The sequence below is a fragment of the Aquimarina sp. TRL1 genome (assembly GCF_013365535.1).
In the GTDB taxonomy this organism is placed as follows: Bacteria; Bacteroidota; Bacteroidia; order Flavobacteriales; family Flavobacteriaceae; genus Aquimarina; species Aquimarina hainanensis.
In genome coordinates this window covers 3,228,839-3,249,105 of sequence record NZ_CP053590.1, presented here as the reverse complement: position 1 = coordinate 3,249,105, position 20,267 = coordinate 3,228,839, and the positions used below count along the sequence as shown (strand labels likewise).

Sequence of the window (20,267 nt, the reverse complement as noted above, 5' to 3'; positions counted from 1 at the left end):
GAGTTGCTATTCGAAGTATCCCAGTTACTATTCGTTACCTTCTTTATGAAATGGAATGTTTTCCTCGATACCAGAACACTAAATGTATGATCCCCGGTACTCTCAATATAAATGTTTCGGGATTTACCCAAAAATCAAATGCCTTTATGTATATGAATCCCCAATAGACTTACATAGAAGTCGTTTATCGCTGACTCAGGCGTTTTTTTACCGCTACGCGTTTTCTTACAGATACCGGAATTTTCTCTTCATTAGACAAATAAAGAATCCCTTCTCTATCATAACTTTTTATATAGCGCTGATTTACTAAATACGACTGATGAACCCGAATAAACACTTCTTCCGGCAATAGTGCTGCATACTCTTTTAATGGTTTGGTAGCGACCACTTTTTTTCCATTTTTCATAAAAAAAGTGGAGTATCCCTGATCTGCCTGTCCATACATAATCTCCTCTATAGGCAGAACATGCATTCGCTGTGTGGTATTAATGGTTAGATTTTGTAATTGTTTGTTCTCCTGCACGCGTTTTAGTTGAGCTTCCATGGCATTTTTTTCTTCCTGTTTTTTTATTCTAAGGAGGGTTTCATGCAGTTCTTCGGGGTCTATCGGTTTTAACAAATAATCCAATGCATTATATTTAAACGCTTTTATTGCATATTGATTATAGGCTGTAATAAAAACCAGCTTAAAATCTCTAAAAGTCAATTGTTCCAACAGAGAAAAGCTATTGCCGTCTTCTAATTGTATATCCAGAAATACCAGCTCCGGTTTTCTTTCATCAATCAAAGAAATACCTTCTTTTATACTTGCAGCTTCTCCAATAATGGTCATATCTTCTTCAGATAAGAGAATTTTTAATCCTTCCCGAATAGAAGTTTCATCATCAATTAGTATTACATTCATATTGTTATAATGGGAATATCAAGTTTAACAATCGTACCTTTAGCTGCTTCTTCTGTCCCCCTATCTTCCACAACCAAATGCAACGGTTTTTTAATCTTTTTGGAAAAAATCTCTAATCGTTCTCTGGTAATTGCCATTGATAATGATTTTCTTCCTTTGTTTTTTTTCGTTTTGGAGTATCCGATTCCATTATCCCGAACGGTACATAAAATTGTTTTTTCTCGTAAAGAAAATGTTATGGTAAGCAATCCTTCTTTGTCACCTGAAAAACCATGTTCTATCGCATTTTCTACAAATGGCTGAAACAACATCGGAGGAATCACATACTCTCCTTCTTCCAATTCATCATCTACTATAATTTCATATTGTAGCCGATTCTGAAACCGTAGCTTTTGCAGACTCAAATATGCTTCTAATGCATATAATTCTGTTTTGAAATTCACCTGATCTTCTCTCGAGTTTTCTAAAATAACCCGCATTAACTTAGAAAACTTAGCCAGATAGCTAGCTGCTTTTTTATTTTCATTTCTAAGTATGAATGTTTGAATTGCTGCCATACTGTTAAATAAAAAATGAGGATTCATCTGAGAGCGCAACAACCGTTGCTGTAAAGATAACTGCCGGGATAAGTCTCTGAATTTTATACTACGAGTATATAAAAAACCCGAGATAATTACTAAAAAAATCCCGATAACCAGCACGACAATCAATATTCTATTTTGCCTGTTGGCTAATTCCTGGTATTTGTTTTTCTCTTTTAAATGAGCTATTTCGGCATTTTTGTGTTTTAATTCATAAGAGGCTTTCAGTTTTGATATTTCCAGGAACTTCTTATCATCCATCAATTGATCTTTTAACACACTCTCCATATTAGCATAATACAATGCTTTTTTATAGGCTCCTCTTTTTTTCTGTATTTTCTGAAGCTCTCCCAACACAGTCACTTTTAACTGTAACTCATAGGTAGTATTCAGTACCTCTTCTAAAAAACGTTCTGCTACCTCATATTTTTTGAGTTTTATCATCACTGTACCGTAGTTAGAAATCAAACTATGAGTGGGGTTATCTGGTTTTATGTGAAGTGCTTTTTCAAAATAAGTCATCGCCAGGGTATCTTTTTCCATATTCATATAGGTTACTCCCATATTATTATAGGAATATGCAATACCAACGGTATCTTTATTCTTTAAACTTATTGCAATGGACTTCTGATGGTAATATAAAGACGAATCAAAAATTTTTCGCGATTTATACAGTATTCCCAAATTATTATAAATGGAGGATTCTCCCAGATCGTTTTGTAATTTTTTAAAAAGTATTCCTGCCTTTTTTAATTTCTCAAATGACATTTCATATTCCTCCATTCTGTAATGCAACTCTGCAAAAGCAGTTTGCAAATTCGGCAGGAAAGAGTATTGTTTTTCTGAAGCTTCTTGTTCGGCTTTCAGGAATAACTCATAGGCAACTTTATAATTTCCTCTTTCTACTTCTGTTTGTGCAATTAAATAGGTGAATTCTGTACTGTATTTTTTATTCCCTAGTTGATCTGCAATGCGTTTTCCTTCCTTATCATAGTGCAATACCGAATCTTTATTTTTCTCAAAAGACTTTCCAGTATTCTTATAAGCTTCTAATAATACAGTATCCTTTTTTTCCTTTTCTGCTAATCTGGCGATTTGCTTTAAAACAAACCTATAATTAACCAGATCCTTTTTTTTCTTCAGTGTTTCCGCCTTTTTAGACAAATTTTCCAGCTGCACTGAATTTGTATCCTGAGACCATAGCGATATCCCGACACCCCCTATCCATATATATACCAGTATGATTCGAAAAATCATAGATTGTTTTTTTTTTGAGAAAGGAAATAAGGCAAAAAAACAGACATCCGCTACATTACGATTGTTAAAGTAATACAAATCTGAAGTATTAAAAATTACATCCTTTCTATTTCTTCTATCAAATCTCTTATTTTTTTAAGAAAAAAAGCTTCATTTTTCTCAAAAAAACTTTTCAATTCGTCCTTTTTTTTTCCAAAAAGGTCACTGTTGTATTAACTTTTTTAATAGCGCCTTTCCTACAAAATCAAAATGATTCATCTCCTTGAATTTTCGACTATATATTGTGTCAAAACTGGTATCAAAAAATCTTAAAATCCAAAAATCACTTTCTTAATTTCGTGTTAATAACCATTCATTCTAACATTAAAACCAACTTAAATGAAAAGAATTTTATCTATTACATTTAGTTTATTATTGCTTCTTTATTTTGATGTCCATGCGAACTCCATAGACAGAAACACGGCGATTAAAATTGCCAATCAGTGGATTGGTTCTCAAACCCCTAACAGCAAATCTGCAGTAAAAAAAGAAGTACAAACCATTCAGGAGGTTCAGTATAAAAACACCTTGGTATATTACATTATCACCTACACCAATGGAGGGTTTATTATTATATCAGCTGATGATACAGCCAAACCTATTTTGGGGTATTCCAACCAAAGTATACTGGACATTTCTGTAGAAAACCCTGCTATCACTCAATGGCTGGATAACTACAAAAAGTATGTTTACCAAAGTATCGAGTATTCCAAAACTTCTAAATCCAATAACAAGGATAAAGGTTGGGAATTATTAAAAAACCCAGTATCCAGACGAAAAACCAATGAAGTTCTTCCATTCATGGATGATATCTTATACAGTCAGGGAGCAGGTTGGAACAAACAATGCCCTGAAGATGGGGAAGGTAGAGACGGTCATGCTCTTGTAGGTTGCGTGGCTACAGCTATGGCACAGGTTATCCGATATTGGGAATTTCCTAAAACAGGTCGCGGATCCGAAACGTACAATCACTCTAAATACGGAGCTATTTCTGCCAATTTTGGAGCAACCACATATAATTGGCAGCACATGTCTAAAAGTCGTCCTGATCAGGAAAATGCAAAGTTGTTATTTCACTGCGGGGTCGCTGTAAACATGAACTACGGGGCAAAATCTTCGGGAGCATACACTCATGATGTGCCTGGTGCTTTAAAAACGTATTTTAAATACGATACAGCTGCGAGACTTGTAAATAAGTACAACTACTCTCAGCAAGCATGGAGTGATTTAATGAAAAAAGAACTGGAAGAAAGAAGACCTGTCTTATACTCTGGAAGAAGTACACTGACTAAACCTGCCGGACATCTGTTCGTTCTGGATGGATATCAGATTACTGAACAGGGAGATTATTTTCATATCAACTGGGGTTGGGGAGGAAGAACCAACGGATATTTTTACCTCAACAAGCTGATTACTCATAACGGAGATCACAATTGGGTAAAAAGCAATGCTGCGATTATCAATTTAAAGCCAGCAAACATCCCTCCTGTTATCACTTCTTCTCCATCGACAATTCTCAAAACAACAGAGATATACCAATATCCTATTCAAACGTTTGACGAAAATGATGATGCTGTTTCTATAGCAATAACAGAAGGACCTTCCTGGTTACAAATCAAACAACACAATGCTCAATACATACTCGAAGGGACTCCTCCTGAAACTGCAACAGGCGTTCATAAAGTAGTATTAAAAGTTAAAGATGCCGCTACTGCTACTACGCAGACATTTTACCTTCAAGTACTAAAAAAAGGGACATCTGTAGAACAGGTAAACATCGATTTTACCACTGGAGATTTCTCCCAGGCTAATTTTTCATTTGGAGGAAATAAAAAGTGGATCATTACAACAGACAATGCCCGCTTTCATGCTTCATCTCCCGAAATTGGAGATAAAACCAGTACTTCGTTAAGCATGACCGAGACATTTGCGCAAGAAACTGTTTTAAGTTTTGACTTCAAAGTGTCTTCTGAAGAGAAATACGATTACCTAAAATTTTATATCGATGGTAAAGAAATTTCTAAATGGAGTGGAGAAGTTCAGTGGAATACTGTAAGTTACCTTATTCCCGAAGGTACCCATACCATTATGTGGTCATATGTAAAAGATGATTCTGTAAAGAAAGGGGCCGATCGTGCATGGATTGACGTTATCCGTTATATAAAGCCTGGTACTCCGGGTACAGATACTTCTGTTATCGATTTTGAAACAAAAGACTACAGTCAGGCTGCATTTTCTTTTAAGCACGGAACCTGGGAACTTGTAGATACGCATTCTCCATTTGGCTATAGCTCTAAATCAAATACAATCACTGACAATCAAGAAACCAGTATTTCCATATCAAAAGATTTTGCTACCAATACGGATATGCATTTTGACATTAAAATATCTTCTGAAAAAGATTATGACTATCTGATATTTATGGTTGATGGAAAAGAAGAAAAAAAATGGAGTGGTATTTTTGACTGGCAACGTATTTCTTTCTCTATCCCTAAAGGAACCCATACGATAAGCTGGGTATATAAAAAGGACTATTCTGTCTCTAGCGGAGAAGACGCTGCCTGGATCGATAATATCGAATTCACATCTCATGCAAGTAAAAATGCTATTACAACTGAATTCAATCAGGAGAAAACCAATGTTTCTGCTAAACAACACACGAAACTTTATCAAAACTATCCAAATCCTGTTAGCACATATACAGATATTCAATTTTCGCTAGCTAAGCAAGAAATGGTTACACTGGAAATTGTAGATTTCTCTGGCACAAAAATAGCAACCGTATTGCATAAGAATCTGGCAGAAGGAACATATCGTATTGCTTATGATGCTTCAAAACTTACAAAAAACATGTATTTTATTCGATTAATTACATCTGAGAGCATATTGACTAGAAAAATGATTGTCAAACAGTAATCAATCGAAAAGGTAAGGTCTCTTCACAAAGGGATCTTACCTTATATTCCTGATTACTATTAATATGTTTATACGAACAAAACCGATCTTGTAGACATCACCTAAACAAATATTGAACTCCCTATACAGATTTTTTTTAGTCTATCAGGTATAAAAAATATCTCTGGGTATGTGGTTGGGAGTCACACAGAGAAAAACCTTTGAAGAAATATTTCTTCAAAGGTTTTATTAAAGAACGTGGAAAAAAATTCCAACAAACAAGGCAATTATTGTTTTACAAGCCGATAATAACTCGTCTTGTTCTTATCCAGTTGTCTCCTTCTAATTTTAGTATATAAATTCCCGGAAGAACTACTGGTACTGTATGCATATAGACGGTAAGTTTATTATTTCCCTTCTGATAAGGCTGTTCCTTAAACGTATGGATTTTTCTTCCTGACAAATCATATAAGGATGTAGTTATCTTTCCATATCCATTCATCAAAGCATCTATAATCAGGGATTGATTTCTGTTAATTTTTGTAGGATACACCTTCATTTTAGCAATTCCGCAATCCCCAATAGTAACAACGACTTCATCTTCCACCTTGCAACCGTTATTAGTCAAGGCTACCGAATATGTTGTAGTTTCGAAAGGTTGAACTGTAATCGTCCGGGTTGTTTCTCCATTAGACCATAAGATATCTCCTTCTCCTTCTACTGTTAATACTGCCTCATCTCCCAGACATATTGTCTGATCCTGACCTGCATCTATCGCAGTATCTTGATGCATTATTGCTACAGTATCTGATGCCTTACAATTGTTGCAATCTGATACAGTTACGGTATAAGTTCCCGGTTCATGAACACGTATCGACTTCGTACGTTCTCCAGTAGACCACCTATATGATAGGTTAGTGTTGAGCTGTTTTACACAATCCAGATTTAAATGAAAATCACCAGACCAGCCATTGGATCCTTTTATCCAAAAAGAGCTTCCTAATTTATTATGCACTCGTTCATTCGTATTCGCTCCTTTCCCTATTTGTGCAGGACCTCCTTTTTTGGAAATGTTCATATAAAATCCACCTCCAACTTCTTTAATATAGCCGGTAAAATCCCAAAAATATATCCAATCCTTAGTATGCAAGGTGCCTCCACATGCATTCTTATAAGGTTCTTTATATGAATACTTTTTCTTCTGCGTGAATTTTACTTCTACCTTATAGCGCTTTGAATTCCTTACATAACCTGTTAGTATAGCTGTTCCATCTCCATGATCAATTAATTTCAGGTTTTCGTTCCTCATTACTTTACGCTCTGTAATAGAAAAGAAAAAGAAGTTTCTGGTCTTACTAATATCTAACACTAGTGGCTCCCGCTTTCCTATGCAAGGACTTGTATTAATCACTTTATATTCACTACAACTGTCACATTTTGACATTCCGGAAACGGCAGCAGTAAGTACGACTGTATCATCTTCACACAATCCCTTATCTCCATTTATTTCTACGGTTAGTTCGCAATGTGCATTCGTCCTTTTTTCTACTTTATCAATACCTGGCAACAGTTTTCTTCCGTTAACTTCATCCCTGTCTTCCTTATGAAAGCTTGATAAAAGAAAGACAATAATGAATAGGGTACTTATCGTATATAGGGAAGAAAGTCTTTTTCTGCTAATTTTTTGTTTTTGTATCATATAACTTTTTTTTGAAGTTATAGACCAATTACCCTCCGGAGTCCTCTGTATAAAATGATGTATTTCCTGATTTGTGAAAAGAGAAAACTACGTGGATAGTCACAGTGTTACTAGTATAGGTATTGATCGAATAAACTAGAGTTTATACTTTATACCTAACATAAACGTCACTGAGAAAACCGAAAAGTAATTGACTATAACATTGGGTTAATTCCTATAAACACGCATATTTACTACTGCTTACCTAGTGGAATTGTACCTTCAGTTAGTGGATACTTATAATCATAGATTGGATGGTCGTACCTAAAGGTGAGTCCGGGAATCCCAAATAATCCTGCTTTTGCATACAAGCCTATATTTGCTTTAATTCCTCCAAACCAACGAATAGACGCTTCTCCGTCAGTATTAGCACTGACACTTCCTTCTGCATAGAGCCCTGCTCCTCCTTTAATACCAACTCCCAGTGATCCGTAAAAAGATGACTCGAATCCTGCCGATAGTATTAAAGATGCATCAAATCTCGCGCTTGCTGTAACAGGCTTGAATCGTATTCCTGATGAATTCACATCGTGAATAAATTTCCAGTTATTGTTTTGATAATGCATTCCTTTTTTGACAGTGATAGTTCCTTGCAATCCCCCTGTTATAGAAGCACTAACACTTCCATTTGCATCTATTGTAACATCTAATGTATGCGTTACAACTACGGGAATCCATCCTGCCCAAAAAGTAGTGGGTGGTAAATTAATTTTTGCAACTGGTATGGAATGACTAAATAAGCTATGACTTACATTCCAGGTCAGATCCAAGTTTGTGGTGTTTTTAAAGGTTACAACACTTTTAAACTCTTGCAGAGATCCAAAAAACACTCTTAATTTTAAATCCAGCGAAGGCTGAATTTTTACAGATCCATTAGCTTTAATCTGATCATGTGTTGTTGAATGATTTCCATCTGCATCATAAATCACACGATTGAGGTTAATGTTAAATGATCCTAAAGAAATATTTTTCTTAGTTCCATCAGATACCAACGAGTAGGTAACTACATCTCCATTACTTGTTTTAGTTACATAATCTTTTTTAAAATTATTGTAATTATAAACTGTTTTGTAATCTGTATTCGGAGTTAAGTCATTTAACTCAGCTGATACTGTTTCGACAATCGTTTTGGAATTTGTTTGACGTACACTTTTGATTTTTCTCAAAAATCCTTCGGGAGCCTTGTCTATCTGCCCTGCAACCATATATTCTAACTTCTCAAAGTCAATATCGGCATCTTTGCTAAATTCGATATAATCCGGGGCTACCTTTAGAATAAACTTGGCTTTGGGATCGTTATCATTAAAAACAAGCGATACTTCTTTCTTGTCCTTTTGATCTTCATTCCTAAGTGCATTGTTACTCTCCTCAATATTGTCTTTTGAACATGAAAGTATTCCTATACTTAACATGATGAAATAAAGAGTTTTTTTCATAATTAGTGGGGTATTAAATTAATAAATAAAAAAAACTGTGACTATCCATTTACATCATGAAGCTATCTTGCTTCAATCCTACAGAAAAGAATCGAACATTTTACAAAAATGGGTTGATTTGTTATTTAGTGAGTGTAAAATTGTTTCAATAATTATCTGATTTAAATGAATTTATAGCGAATGTAAATCAAAAAGCAGAAACAAAAAAAGGATCTTTCGACGATCTACACACAAAACCCGACAAAACAACAAACGTTAACACAAATTTATTAGAAACATTAAAAATATTAACATTTATTTTGTAGAATAAACAACCAAAAAAAAGAAGATAACCATCTATAAATTAATGCTTACCCATAAAAATTAATCTCATATCTATACATTTAAGCCCTTGTATTAGAAATAGTTTTTAGTGTGTAAACAAACTGTCTGCGTCATGGATGTCTACGTATAAAAGTATGGGATTTACTAAAAAAAGTTATTTATTCTGCTAGTAACTCATCTAGGACTTTTCTCACGGTACTACTATTCCAATCTGCTGCTCCTACTTTATCTATAACAATATTTCCCTTTTTATCAACTACATAGGTCGTCGGAAATTTTTCTCCATTAAAAGGGTGAGGAGTTTGGGAAAGCGATCTATAAATTGGGTAATTATAATGCTTATCATTCATAAACTTATGCAGCTCCGGATCATCATCTGTGGTTACAAACAAAAACACTACTTTATCTCCATAATCAGTATACAGTTTCTGTAATGAAGGCATTTCTGCAATACAGGGAGGGCACCATGTTGCCCAATAGTTTAGTACAATAACCTTTCCTTCTGCAGTTTGCATATTGATTGATTCTGTATTAACTCCATGCAATTTCCAATCGTAGCTATTAATTTTTTTTCGCTCATCTACCTGAACAACTGAAGGACTAAAAGAAAAAATTCTGGTCAAAACAATCTGAATCATTCCTCTGGTAGAAGGAATAAAAAACAATACTAAAATTATTACAAAAATTATATTGGTAATTTTGTTTTTATCTATTTTCATATGCTGTTGTTTATAAGCTCTTTGATTTTCCCAAATAGCAATCAGACAAATCTACTGCAAATTAATAAAGCGCAATCAAAGATTACGCTTTATACTAACAAAAAATAAAGAAAATTATCTCGATACAGTTCCTGAAGGAAAAGAAGCTGCATTAAGACCAAATGGATAATGTGTAGGTGCAGTTTCTGTTCCTGCTGTTCCTACTAAAGGTTTTAGGAGAAAAGGTGCTGGTGAATTGTCTGGGAACGGCTCTACTGATATAACAACCGTCTTTCCTCTTACATCCAGAGGAAAAGTGACTCCTTCTGGTGCATTTCTAAAGAAATCTTCTCCAGGGATTGGAGGACCAAAAGATTCTGTTCCACTAAATCCTTCTGGGCTTCCTGCATTATCGTCTGCTTCATTAACCGCCGTAAAAGTTCCTGTAGATAAGGGACCATTTTCTGTAACTACCCATCCCTCATATTTCCATCCTGCATTTAGGGTAGGTAAATTTAGAGTTGCTAATGGTGGCATTGCCGGTTGTCCAAACCAAACTCCGTACTGATCGTTCATATTATTGGCAGTTCCCGAAGCTTCATCTGTTGGAGAACGAAGGAAAAAGTCTCCGGAAGAAGTAGCAAAATCTCCTTCTGCTACAGGTGCAAGTGATACTGAAGCAGTATTCCCTGATCCGAATTCTGCCAGTAATAATTTGGTATCTGCTGGTGCAGGATCTGAATCTGGATCAGGCTCTATCGTCAATACAAACGCAGTAGCTGTCTCCAAGGATGTTTTAGTTACTTCAAAAGCTTTTTGAGACAATGCCCCTTCTCCATCTACCGAAAATGTTCCCGTCGATACAGGTGCTCCATCCACGATTATCCACCCCTCATACAGGTATCCGTCTCCCAAATCCTCTAATCCCTTAAGGTCTATATTTAGATTTGCTACATTTGAATCTGTTCCGGAATTATCATCATCATTATTACATGATGAAAGCATAACTCCCAGAGCAATCGCTCCAATCATTACTTTTTTTATCATTGCTTTTTTATTTTTAAATTACAATGTAAAAGTAGGAAGCTTACTCTTCACCAAATGTTAGCTAACTAACACTATGCTACATTTTTTAGCCTAATTTCTTTTCTATTAAAGTCTATTACCTGTGATTCTTTTAACTCATTCATAATAATGTTAAGTGTAGGTCTGGAAGTTCCGATTAAACTGGCAATATCTTTTTGTGTATAGGGGTGTTCTATGACCATATCTCCTGTATCAGGACAGCAATGACCATAGTCTTCTTTTAACTCATTAAAAAACTCTAGAAGTCTCGTTTTTGTATCTTTAAAAAGAAGTAACTCTAACCTTCTTTCTAATCTTTTAAAACGCATACCAATAAATTTATAGACCTTCAGACTAAAGGTCTTATTATTTCTCATTAGTTCATGCATCGTATTGACACTTATCGCACATATAGCTGTCGTATTATCTACGGATTGTGCAAACTCTGTTCTTCTATTCTCTCCCAGAATTGCTTTTTCTCCAAATACTTCTCCTCGCGTCAAAATACATTTTATCACTTCTTCTCCATCTTCTGAATAATAACCTATTTTCACTTTGCCATCTTCAATAAGATACACTTTGCTTGCCGAATCTTCTTCAAAATAGATATAATCATTCTTCCGATAGGCATCTATCTTGTGATTTTCCCTGAAGTTTTTATACTTATGAGGACAAAATATTTTAAAAAGATTGGTGCTTTCAAAAAACCAAATAGTACTCATAATGATCTTTTTTGGGGTTAATTTTTATTGTATTGTCGAGAATTGCATCATGATCTTACACAAATCCCTTATAAATTGTTTGCTAACACATTCCCTAAACGTTAAATTCCTCATAACAATGTATATTAAACCACTTAAAATTTAATTATTTTAACATTTTTAACAATAATTTTTTGAATACTTAACAATTTTAACCCCTATAACAATAAAACCACACACTTTCTCTTTATTGCATGCTAAAAAACAAAAAGGCACCCATATGAATATAGATGCCTTTTTCTATGCAAAGTCACTTATATTACTGAACTCTTTCTCTTATTTCTTCTAATGAATACTCACGCGTTAACTTCCCATTTTTGAACACCGTTTCCAGCATCCCTTTTCCTTCTTCTTCTTTACTACACTGATCTTTTAATTTTATTCTTCCGTTTTCTTCATATAGATGAATCAATCCCTTAGCTGATTTTTTAGTTCCATCATCTGTAACCGGGTCTTTAAAAATTTCTCTTCCTGCTCCATCAATCTCTACATAAGTGGCTTTCATTGCAAAACCAAACGTATCACGAGTGTTATATTGATATGTAAAGCTTCCAATTCCTAATACCACATTCGTTGAAGCAAATCCTTTTCGCTTAAGGCGTTTGCATATTTGAGTCGCTCTTTCTATAGTGATACTATCTCCGTATATAGCGCCTACTTTAGGATGTAAAACTTTATATCCCTGTTCATTTATACTCCCCCCGAATTCATCCCATAATAATTCTATAACTCCTTTTGCTATAACAGGATTATCATGCTCACATCCACAAATAATATCTACAGGATCTCCTGAATCCGGTCGAATTACCAATTTCCCCTCTCTATTGAGAATTTGCTCTTTTAAGACTGGTAAGTACTCTGTCAATACCTTCCATAAATCCCAAGTATCAGAAACAACTGATAAAATCCCTGTTGGGTAGGTCTTTAGTAGCCTTTGAAAAGTTCCTATTTCATCATCTTTACTCCCCGCACACATAACACTATGTTCTGTTGCATTCACACTACCGATCACTAATTCCTTAGTCACATCAGCATTATAATAGGTCTCAAAAGCTTTTGCAACCGGTACTGTATCACTACCGCTAAAAGACAAAGCGTGTCCCATACCGCTTATGATTGCAGATTCTGAACCGGACATTCCTCTCATAGAAAAGTCATGCCCCTGCCAATCTACAAACCCTATCTGATCCTTATCGGTTTCCTGAGCATATTTTATCAATATTTTTCTGTATTGTTTTGCAATGGTTGCGGACGTACATGGTTGCCAAATAATTCCAGACAATAATGTTTCCAAATAGTTTGTCAACCAAAAAAAAGAAGGATCGGTATTAACAAGTGTAAACATCGGAACTCTAATCGGTACTTCTGTTCCTTCAGGTACCGCTTTTATTTCTATTGGTAAATATCCTAAATCATGTAATGAAGCTATGTGAGATACATCTGCATCAATTCCCAAATAATGATCAATGTACTTTTTATACTCACCGACTACTTTTCCTTTGTCTTGATTAAAAAAGTACGTATCAAATTGCTTTAGTAAATATTCTTTGATGAAATATTGCAACCCAAAAAACACAACAGTATCCACTCCTTCTATCCTGCTTTTTCTTGGAGTCCAGTTGGAATAAACTAACGTTGTCTTTTCCGGATATTGATCTTTGTGTCCTAATTTATAACCGTCTGTCAGTAGTAGTGGGTTCATAAAATTATTTATTTTGCGTTATTTATACGCAAATATAATATACATACACAAATTACACAAATAATTTAGCTATTAATCTCTGAAGTATATACACTCGTCTCTTTTTAAGAGAAAAAAACATATATTTATATACAATTATATACATAATTTGTTGTAAAAAAGAAAACAAGGTTTAAAAAAACAATAAATTATATAAAACTATCATTATGACTTTAAAAAAAGGCGGTTAAACCACATATACACTTCGTTATCAAATAATTACCTTTAACCATCTCTTAAAACCCTAGTGTACATGAGCGTTATTACTAAACTATATTACGATGATAAGCAATTAAATGTCATAGAGTATCGATTAGCATTTAAACAAGAAATTGATCATAGTGGTAAGCCTTCAACCAAGCCACAATTGAAAGGGTTGTATGTAAAGGTTGAATACCCGCAAGACAGTGAGATTCTCGACTGGATGATTACTCCTTCACTTACCAAACAATTACAGCTAAAAATAAGCTCTGCCATTATTGGCAAAAAAACCAGAACCATTGAATTTATTGATGCGCATTGTGTGGGATATAAAGAACAATACAAAGAAAAAGATTCATATCCCATTACTATTGATCTGGAAATTACTTCTGGAGGAGTCATTGACGGAGCTACCGAATATTCGGAATACTGGAGAAAAACCTATCCTACTGATAACACTTCTATAACTACACGAGAAGCTATTGATACTTCTCCTGAGTTTATTACTTCTTATTATGTAGATGAAAACGGGAATAAAATATCTGCTCCCACACTTGGAGAGACTGTTTTTCTCATTGCCGAATCAAAGAACATGATCGGAGAGACTGTAGACATAGAATTGGGAGATCTTACCGGGGCATTTGAATACAACGGAAGTGTATTAACCCAAAAAACATTAGAAAACATTGTTATTGACAGCAATACAATGAAAATAAAACTAAAAGCAGTTAATCCGTTAGAAAACTAAGTATCATGGCAACAACTATTATCCTGAAATCAAATCCTGACACACAGATTTCCTGTCCTTCTCCAATTGTATCTGCTCCGGAAAGAAAATTTATATCCAGTACGGGAAATCGTTCGATTTTTATTACTTTTTCGTATGATAAAACCTCTTATGGAGCTGTTTCCCGGGTAGGCACCCAGCAATTAATTCTACATCATCAGAATAACAGTCGATATTTTGTCTACAAACAGGATCAAAAACACAAAGTGATTTACCGGAAAGAAGAAACCACTATTGCTACAGGAGTTCTTTATAATGGAAAAACTACGACCACAAAAGAAGTTACAGAAATTATTGAGCACATTTATGAGGTAAAACGAACTCCTATCAAATTTCCTCTTACTGATTGGGAAGTATTCGAAAAAGAAGAGCTTATACTCATTGAAAAAAAAGTACTTAAGCGTTCGAATAAACCTCAACGTATTTCTTTAGGCAATACCCCTGAGGATTACAGAGAATATGTAGCTGCAGTAACAAGTTTTGTAGCAACTGGTTATCAAGGCGAAGCATTATCTGTCGCAGAAGCCTTTGACAAAAAGTTATTACAACCCGTTGCTTCCGTATCCGATGCTGCTACCGTTATAAGTACTGTAGCTGCTGCATGGGGAGTACGAACCAAAAATCCAGTAATAGCTACTGCTGGTACTGTTTCTTCTATTGTAGGAGGAGCTACCTGGATTATCATGTATAAAGGAATGGGGCTCTCTCCCCAGGATTTGGTGTTTTTATTCCCTAATTACGATTATGACATCTACCCTACTGGTACGTATAGCAATCATTACCTCAACAAATCATCTATGCTAAACACCCCTAAATGGGGTATTAAAAGCTAACGGTATGATTACGTATATTGTCCAATCCATCGCCATAATAAGTATCAGCTATCTGCTTATTACCAAAAGAAAAAAAATAAAAGGAATCTACCTGTTCAATTGTATCCTTTTACTCATTTTATCTACGGGCTTTTTATCTATGAAAATATATAAAGATCATATAAAGGATACAGCAGAACACCCCACAATTCATTCCTTATACCACAATAGAATACAGAAAGGACTCTTTGACCTGGCAGCTCCTTTACAAAAAACATCTTTGATCCGTACTTCTGAAAACGACTCTATCATTCTTAAAGAATACAGAAGGCAGGCTCCTTTTTTACAAAAGGTAACGTTTAACAAAAAAACAGGAGTAGAAACCAATACTTTTATTCTCAGCTACAAAGACAAAGTCCCTCAACAGTTATCTATATCTTATAATCATTATACCAATAACATCGCCAAAATAACCCGACAAAAAAGAAATATTCCCTTTCGCGAGTTATATACTATCCTTCGCACCAATGGGCTACTAACCAATGATACTATTATCTATGGTACTACTCTTAAAACGATTACACAATAGTCACTTATTACTTTACTATTTTAATATCTACCGAAGTTCTCGCTTGCCACCCGGTAATATCCGTAACTGAAATCTGACAGTGATAGTCTCCTACATCAATATCTTCCCCTAGCTGCACTTCATGAACAATTTCATACGATTTCTTACCTGTTTCCAATGTGTTATTCTTCATATAAATCATTGGTTTTACAGGTTTTTTTATGGGACCCAGTGTACATTGTGCTCCCTGATCATCATGCGTATGATGGTCAAAATTATGATGAATATCAATCCCGTAGGAAGCTAATTCTTTGTTATCCGATACCTTTACTCTAATCGTATAGCGTTGTCCTCTTTTTAGTTCTGTACATGATTGAGGAAACCCATTATCATATTGTAATGTAATGGTTGGTTTTTCTTCATCCCGTTGTTCATCATCACTGGAACAGGACAGTAAAAAAGTAAAAAATAATACTATAAAAACAGGGGAAACAATTCTTCTCTTCATCTTTTTTTCTTTAAAAAAAGAAACACATTCCGGAATAGGGGGCAACTAAAGTCCGGAACATGCTTCATTACTCGGGTGGTTATTTTGCTTCAATTTTAAAAGGAACAGAAAGTTTTACTCTTTCTTTCTCGCTACTCTCTTTAACATAAATATTCAACCAATAGCCATTTTCAGGAAACTCTACATTCATCGGTAATTCATATACTACTTTCGGGCTTACTTTGCCTTTGTATAAATCCGCTGGTAATACTACATTTATCTTATCCCATTTTCCTGGTGCTACATTTTGCCCTTCTCTCCACTCTTCAAACCATAATTCATACGCTATTTCATCAACAGTATTTGCTCCAGAATCATATGTAAACTCTGTAGGTAGTGACGCACTCCCCGCAGCTAAAATAGACTGTTCAGCTACTTTTGTACCGAAAAACTTCTGAACAATCTCAAACTCTTTGGTGATTACACTTTTAGACTTATCTTCTTCTATAACTGTGATTTTTAACTTATAAGTTCCTTGTGCTACTTTTATTTTTGGCTCATACTTATTGTCTGGATCAAAATATACATGGTAATGAATATGAGGATTTAATTTTCCCTGATAGTCACTACTCAAAGGAATCAAGTGGTCTTTCACTTCCCAGGCTACTTCACCTTCCTGCATGTTTGGGGTAGAAACCGGAGTAATATCCAAATAGATCTTATCTACTTTTTTAGCTCCTTCATAATCGAATTCCATATGGACATCAACATTGGATCTAGGCACTTTATAAGCGGCATTTCCTATCTCTATACCGGAAAAACGCTCTGCATTTTGATTCTCGTCAAATGTATTTCCTCCATCATCGTCATTACTACAAGAGGTGCAAAACACAATACTGAGAATCAGAACTGATAAAAATTTAATACTTCTTTTCATTGTTTACTAGATTTAAAATATAATTGATAAAAGGTTATTTATTGGTATTATTTATAGGTAGGTTAATTGAAACTGATACGTTTCTTCCAGGCTCCGGAACATCAATTAACCTATAAAAACTGGTATGATCAAAATACCTGGTATTGAACACATTATTGATTTTTAGAGAAATGGATATGGGATCGTATTTTCTAAAAAACTGAAAAGACGAGCTCCATGAAAGATCTACACGCTGATATCCAGCTGTTTTTTCTTCGGGAGGAACAATTTCATCTTGTGATGCTGCAATTTTAAACGCTGTTTGCAATACTGATTTCTTAACCAAACGCGTATCTTTAAATTGGTAGGAAGCAGTTAACATTCCTGATAAAGGGGGAGAAAATGGTAGGGTAAAATCTTTTTTTGCTCCGCTCATTTGTCTGGAAAATACATATGCTCCAGAGATATCTAAAGTGATATTAGGTAATGGCTCTACGGATACTGAGACTTCTCCTCCCATTCTAAAAACCTCACTCTGTGTATATTCGTATATCTGTAAGGTTTCATAATACTCGGAAGTAGGGTTTAAATAGATATAATTGTTAAAATAGTTGACAAAAGGACTTATCGTCAGCTGATAGTTATTATGTTCCCTTTCAATACTGACATCTAACTGATAGGCTTCTTCTGCTGATAAATCAATGTTCCCTTTCTCATATCGATACATGTGATAATTAACCCCATCTGAGGCTAATTCATTGGCTAATGGCATCCTAAAACTTTTCCCTATATTAATTTTATAGGTCATTTTTTTATGCAAATAACTAAGCCCCAAAGAGCCACTAAAATTTCCATACGTCTTATTCTTTTTGAAAGCTCTTTGCAGATTAACCTGTGTTTGTACTCCGGTTTCATCTGTTATTGGCGATTGATACCAATCAAAATATTCTTTGGTTTTTAGAGTTCCATAGTCATATCTTATACCTGCCTGCAAATGCAGGTTATTATGAATTTGATATTGATCATACGCATATGCTCCTATAGAAAAACGATCATATTCAGGGATCAGAAATCCCCATCCTCCTATATTATTATTTTGGTATTCCAGATTCGTTCCGATATGGATCTTATGCACATCAATGTGTTTCGTATACCCTCTCCAGTTTAGTGAATAGGTATTTTTCATAAACTTTCTTTCCAATGTAGCTGGAGGTTTTGGCATATAACCATGAGGCACCGGTTCTGAATGCTCTTCTCTGTCATTATGCTGAAAGCCTGCTTCTATTTCTATATCGATATGTTCTCCATGAAAAAGTGTATTATTTGTTATTTTTAAATGATTTACACTGTGATATGGCAAATCAATATCTCTGTTACTTTGATCATAATCAATGGAAGAAGTCCTAACTTCCAATCCATGTGCGTTTGCAAAAAAACCATTCTTTGCATTTACATTACTAATCATCAGAGAAGACGTCAGACGATCAGAAACATACCCTGTTATAAAACTGGCATTTTTTTCTACTCCTGCAGTATTTCTCAAATATTGATCCTGAAGCTCGAAAATGTAATTCTCATAGTATATTCTATCAGTTGGCACCTTATAATCTCCATAATCTCTATAGGTGAACCTACCTCCATAATACCAATGATCGTATCGTTTCTGAAGTCCTATTGATCCTCCTAACAAATTGGTGTTCGTTTGTGCCAATAGGCTTATTTCTCCCTGTAGTTCATTTTTTTTCAATATTGGAGGAGGCAAAATGTTGACCACTCCTGCTATTGCATCCGACCCATACAATAAAGATGCAGGTCCTTTAATAACCTCTACTGCATTAATTCCGTATTGATCGATTTCTAACCCATGATCACTCCCCCACTGCTGGGCTTCGTGTTTTATTCCGTTCTGTACCACCACAACTCTATTGAATCCCAGTCCCCTAATAACAGGTTTCGACATTCCTGTTCCGATACTAATGGTACTTACTCCCGGAATTTTTTCTAACGTTTTCATCAAACTATTTTCTCTATTGGATTTTAGAAACTCTTCATCAACAACTGTAGATACCATTGGGATTTCTTTTCTTTTCCGTTTCTCGGTCTTACCGGTAATCAACACATTATCCAGTATTTCTGAAATGGTTTCCATCTCGATTTTCAATACTGTATTTTTTGAAATATCTATTGATTGTTTTTCTGTTTTGTATCCCACGTGGGAGCATTCCAAAATGTATTGCCCCTCTATTATTTCCTTAAACCGAAAGTTTCCATGGATATCAGATACATGGTACTGATTATGAAGCTTTACAGTTACATCTGCAATAGGTTTCTTCGTTTCCTTATTAAGGATTTTTCCTTCAATAGTGTATACTTGCTGACCATGCATAGATATGCATAGTAACAGCATCGCAATTCCTGCGATATAGAATTTCTTCATGTATAAATGAAGTTTATAGTAATTGATTTTGAATACCTGGTATGGATCGTATGGATTCCATTTCTATAGAAATAGATCCGATTCTATTCTATATAATGTATATGCATCCCATACACATTATAACTACTTATAGCTTATTATGAAATAATAGACTTCGGTGGTCCTCTGAGTGTTCTTTCCTTTAAAGTATAATTCGCGATAAACTCCCTTCTGTTCGAATTGATTTTTCTGGAAACATGTATGTTTTCAATATGCGCTAATTCAGCAGCAGAAAGCTGTATCGTATCGAATAACTGGTATTGATGAAATAAGGAACAGTCGCAATACTCTTGAAAAGAGACTGCCTTGTTTATTTGTTCAGCCTCTATTTTCTGTACCGTAATTCCCAATGTTTCTTCTACTCCATGATCACAAAAATATTCATGGAATATATGAAAGGATTGCCCTCCTATAAACAGGAGTAAAAAAAAGAAAGCAATATGTTTTCGGAAATTTGTTTTCAATGATTTTGGCTGTCAATTGTGGAGGTCAAATGTAGAAAAAAGAAGAAGAAACCTCGATTTGATTTTGTTAATAATTAGATAAAACAAAAACTTTAACACTATCATTTTACTGACGGG

The 20,267-nt window shown here is 34.7% G+C and carries 16 protein-coding genes; 4 read left to right on the top strand and 12 right to left on the bottom strand.

Annotated elements, in window-relative coordinates; genetic code table 11:
* Window positions 1-184: 184 nt before the first annotated feature.
* Together HN014_RS13105 and HN014_RS13100 are read right to left on the bottom strand one after the other, a co-directional pair.
* Entirely contained in the window at window positions 185-904 is a 720-nt protein-coding gene (locus HN014_RS13105) for a LytTR family DNA-binding domain-containing protein (protein ID WP_176029308.1), read from the bottom strand.
* A complete protein-coding gene (locus HN014_RS13100; protein WP_176029307.1) occupies window positions 901-2,742 on the bottom strand; it encodes a histidine kinase in 1,842 nt (613 codons plus the stop codon). Before HN014_RS13100 ends, HN014_RS13105 begins: the two co-directional genes overlap by 4 nt.
* A 378-nt stretch (window positions 2,743-3,120) precedes the next feature.
* On the opposite strand from HN014_RS13100, the gene HN014_RS13095 reads away from it, so the two are divergent.
* Entirely contained in the window at window positions 3,121-5,697 is a 2,577-nt protein-coding gene (locus HN014_RS13095) for a C10 family peptidase (protein ID WP_176029306.1), read from the top strand.
* 274 nt (window positions 5,698-5,971) lie between these two features.
* On the opposite strand, the gene HN014_RS13090 is transcribed toward HN014_RS13095, so the two are convergent.
* The 6 genes from HN014_RS13090 to HN014_RS13065 all read right to left on the bottom strand — a co-directional run bounded on the left by HN014_RS13090 (window position 5,972) and on the right by HN014_RS13065 (window position 13,400).
* Window positions 5,972-7,375, bottom strand: a complete 1,404-nt coding sequence (locus HN014_RS13090) for a T9SS type A sorting domain-containing protein (protein WP_176029305.1) — start codon at window positions 7,373-7,375, stop codon at window positions 5,972-5,974.
* A 233-nt stretch (window positions 7,376-7,608) separates the two neighbouring features.
* Window positions 7,609-8,850, bottom strand: coding sequence for a hypothetical protein (locus HN014_RS13085; RefSeq protein ID WP_176029304.1), 1,242 nt, complete (start codon window positions 8,848-8,850; stop codon window positions 7,609-7,611).
* A 482-nt stretch (window positions 8,851-9,332) separates the two neighbouring features.
* Window positions 9,333-9,893, bottom strand: coding sequence for a TlpA disulfide reductase family protein (locus HN014_RS13080; protein WP_176029303.1), 561 nt, complete (start codon window positions 9,891-9,893; stop codon window positions 9,333-9,335).
* Between the two features lie 114 nt (window positions 9,894-10,007).
* Window positions 10,008-10,919: an anti-sigma factor gene (locus HN014_RS13075; RefSeq protein ID WP_176029302.1), complete on the bottom strand. Its 912-nt coding sequence runs from the start codon at window positions 10,917-10,919 to the stop codon at window positions 10,008-10,010.
* Window positions 10,920-10,990: 71 nt separating this feature from the next.
* A complete protein-coding gene (locus tag HN014_RS13070; protein ID WP_176029301.1) occupies window positions 10,991-11,659 on the bottom strand; it encodes a Crp/Fnr family transcriptional regulator in 669 nt (222 codons plus the stop codon).
* A gap of 298 nt (window positions 11,660-11,957) precedes the next feature.
* Window positions 11,958-13,400, bottom strand: coding sequence for a nicotinate phosphoribosyltransferase (locus HN014_RS13065; protein ID WP_176029300.1), 1,443 nt, complete (start codon window positions 13,398-13,400; stop codon window positions 11,958-11,960).
* A gap of 292 nt (window positions 13,401-13,692) precedes the next feature.
* On the opposite strand from HN014_RS13065, the gene tssD reads away from it, so the two are divergent.
* Genes tssD through HN014_RS13050 form a run of 3 tightly spaced genes read left to right on the top strand, consistent with a single transcriptional unit; the run spans window position 13,693 to window position 15,828 of the window.
* Window positions 13,693-14,388, top strand: coding sequence for a type VI secretion system tube protein TssD (tssD, locus tag HN014_RS13060; RefSeq protein WP_176029299.1), 696 nt, complete (start codon window positions 13,693-13,695; stop codon window positions 14,386-14,388).
* 5 nt (window positions 14,389-14,393) lie between these two features.
* Entirely contained in the window at window positions 14,394-15,260 is an 867-nt protein-coding gene (locus tag HN014_RS13055; protein ID WP_176029298.1) for a hypothetical protein, read from the top strand.
* A 4-nt stretch (window positions 15,261-15,264) separates the two neighbouring features.
* The gene (locus HN014_RS13050; protein WP_176029297.1) at window positions 15,265-15,828 is read left to right on the top strand and encodes a hypothetical protein; all 564 of its coding nucleotides are present in this window, start codon (window positions 15,265-15,267) and stop codon (window positions 15,826-15,828) included.
* Window positions 15,829-15,835: 7 nt separating this feature from the next.
* On the opposite strand, the gene HN014_RS13045 is transcribed toward HN014_RS13050, so the two are convergent.
* The 4 genes from HN014_RS13045 to HN014_RS13030 form a co-directional block, all read right to left on the bottom strand.
* Window positions 15,836-16,315, bottom strand: a complete 480-nt coding sequence (locus HN014_RS13045) for a DUF4625 domain-containing protein (protein ID WP_176029296.1) — start codon at window positions 16,313-16,315, stop codon at window positions 15,836-15,838.
* Between the two features lie 79 nt (window positions 16,316-16,394).
* Window positions 16,395-17,231 (bottom strand): hypothetical protein, encoded by an 837-nt coding sequence (locus tag HN014_RS13040; protein WP_176029295.1) that lies wholly within the window; start codon window positions 17,229-17,231, stop codon window positions 16,395-16,397.
* Window positions 17,232-17,265: 34 nt separating this feature from the next.
* The gene (locus tag HN014_RS13035; protein ID WP_254884001.1) at window positions 17,266-19,647 is read right to left on the bottom strand and encodes a TonB-dependent receptor; all 2,382 of its coding nucleotides are present in this window, start codon (window positions 19,645-19,647) and stop codon (window positions 17,266-17,268) included.
* Between the two features lie 137 nt (window positions 19,648-19,784).
* The gene (locus HN014_RS13030) at window positions 19,785-20,150 is read right to left on the bottom strand and encodes a hypothetical protein (protein WP_176029294.1); all 366 of its coding nucleotides are present in this window, start codon (window positions 20,148-20,150) and stop codon (window positions 19,785-19,787) included.
* Window positions 20,151-20,267: the final 117 nt, after the last annotated feature.

Bases quoted from the DNA above. Each gene is read 5' to 3' on its own strand.
- HN014_RS13105 (WP_176029308.1), bottom strand. From the start codon at position 904: ATGAATGTAATACTAATTGATGATGAAACTTCTATTCGGGAAGGATTA.
- HN014_RS13100 (WP_176029307.1), bottom strand. From the start codon at position 2,742: ATGATTTTTCGAATCATACTGGTATATATATGGATAGGGGGTGTCGGG.
- HN014_RS13095 (WP_176029306.1), top strand. From the start codon at position 3,121: ATGAAAAGAATTTTATCTATTACATTTAGTTTATTATTGCTTCTTTAT.
- HN014_RS13090 (WP_176029305.1), bottom strand. From the start codon at position 7,375: ATGATACAAAAACAAAAAATTAGCAGAAAAAGACTTTCTTCCCTATAT.
- HN014_RS13085 (WP_176029304.1), bottom strand. From the start codon at position 8,850: ATGAAAAAAACTCTTTATTTCATCATGTTAAGTATAGGAATACTTTCA.
- HN014_RS13080 (WP_176029303.1), bottom strand. From the start codon at position 9,893: ATGAAAATAGATAAAAACAAAATTACCAATATAATTTTTGTAATAATT.
- HN014_RS13075 (WP_176029302.1), bottom strand. From the start codon at position 10,919: ATGATAAAAAAAGTAATGATTGGAGCGATTGCTCTGGGAGTTATGCTT.
- HN014_RS13070 (WP_176029301.1), bottom strand. From the start codon at position 11,659: ATGAGTACTATTTGGTTTTTTGAAAGCACCAATCTTTTTAAAATATTT.
- HN014_RS13065 (WP_176029300.1), bottom strand. From the start codon at position 13,400: ATGAACCCACTACTACTGACAGACGGTTATAAATTAGGACACAAAGAT.
- tssD (WP_176029299.1), top strand. From the start codon at position 13,693: ATGAGCGTTATTACTAAACTATATTACGATGATAAGCAATTAAATGTC.
- HN014_RS13055 (WP_176029298.1), top strand. From the start codon at position 14,394: ATGGCAACAACTATTATCCTGAAATCAAATCCTGACACACAGATTTCC.
- HN014_RS13050 (WP_176029297.1), top strand. From the start codon at position 15,265: ATGATTACGTATATTGTCCAATCCATCGCCATAATAAGTATCAGCTAT.
- HN014_RS13045 (WP_176029296.1), bottom strand. From the start codon at position 16,315: ATGAAGAGAAGAATTGTTTCCCCTGTTTTTATAGTATTATTTTTTACT.
- HN014_RS13040 (WP_176029295.1), bottom strand. From the start codon at position 17,231: ATGAAAAGAAGTATTAAATTTTTATCAGTTCTGATTCTCAGTATTGTG.
- HN014_RS13035 (WP_254884001.1), bottom strand. From the start codon at position 19,647: ATGAAGAAATTCTATATCGCAGGAATTGCGATGCTGTTACTATGCATA.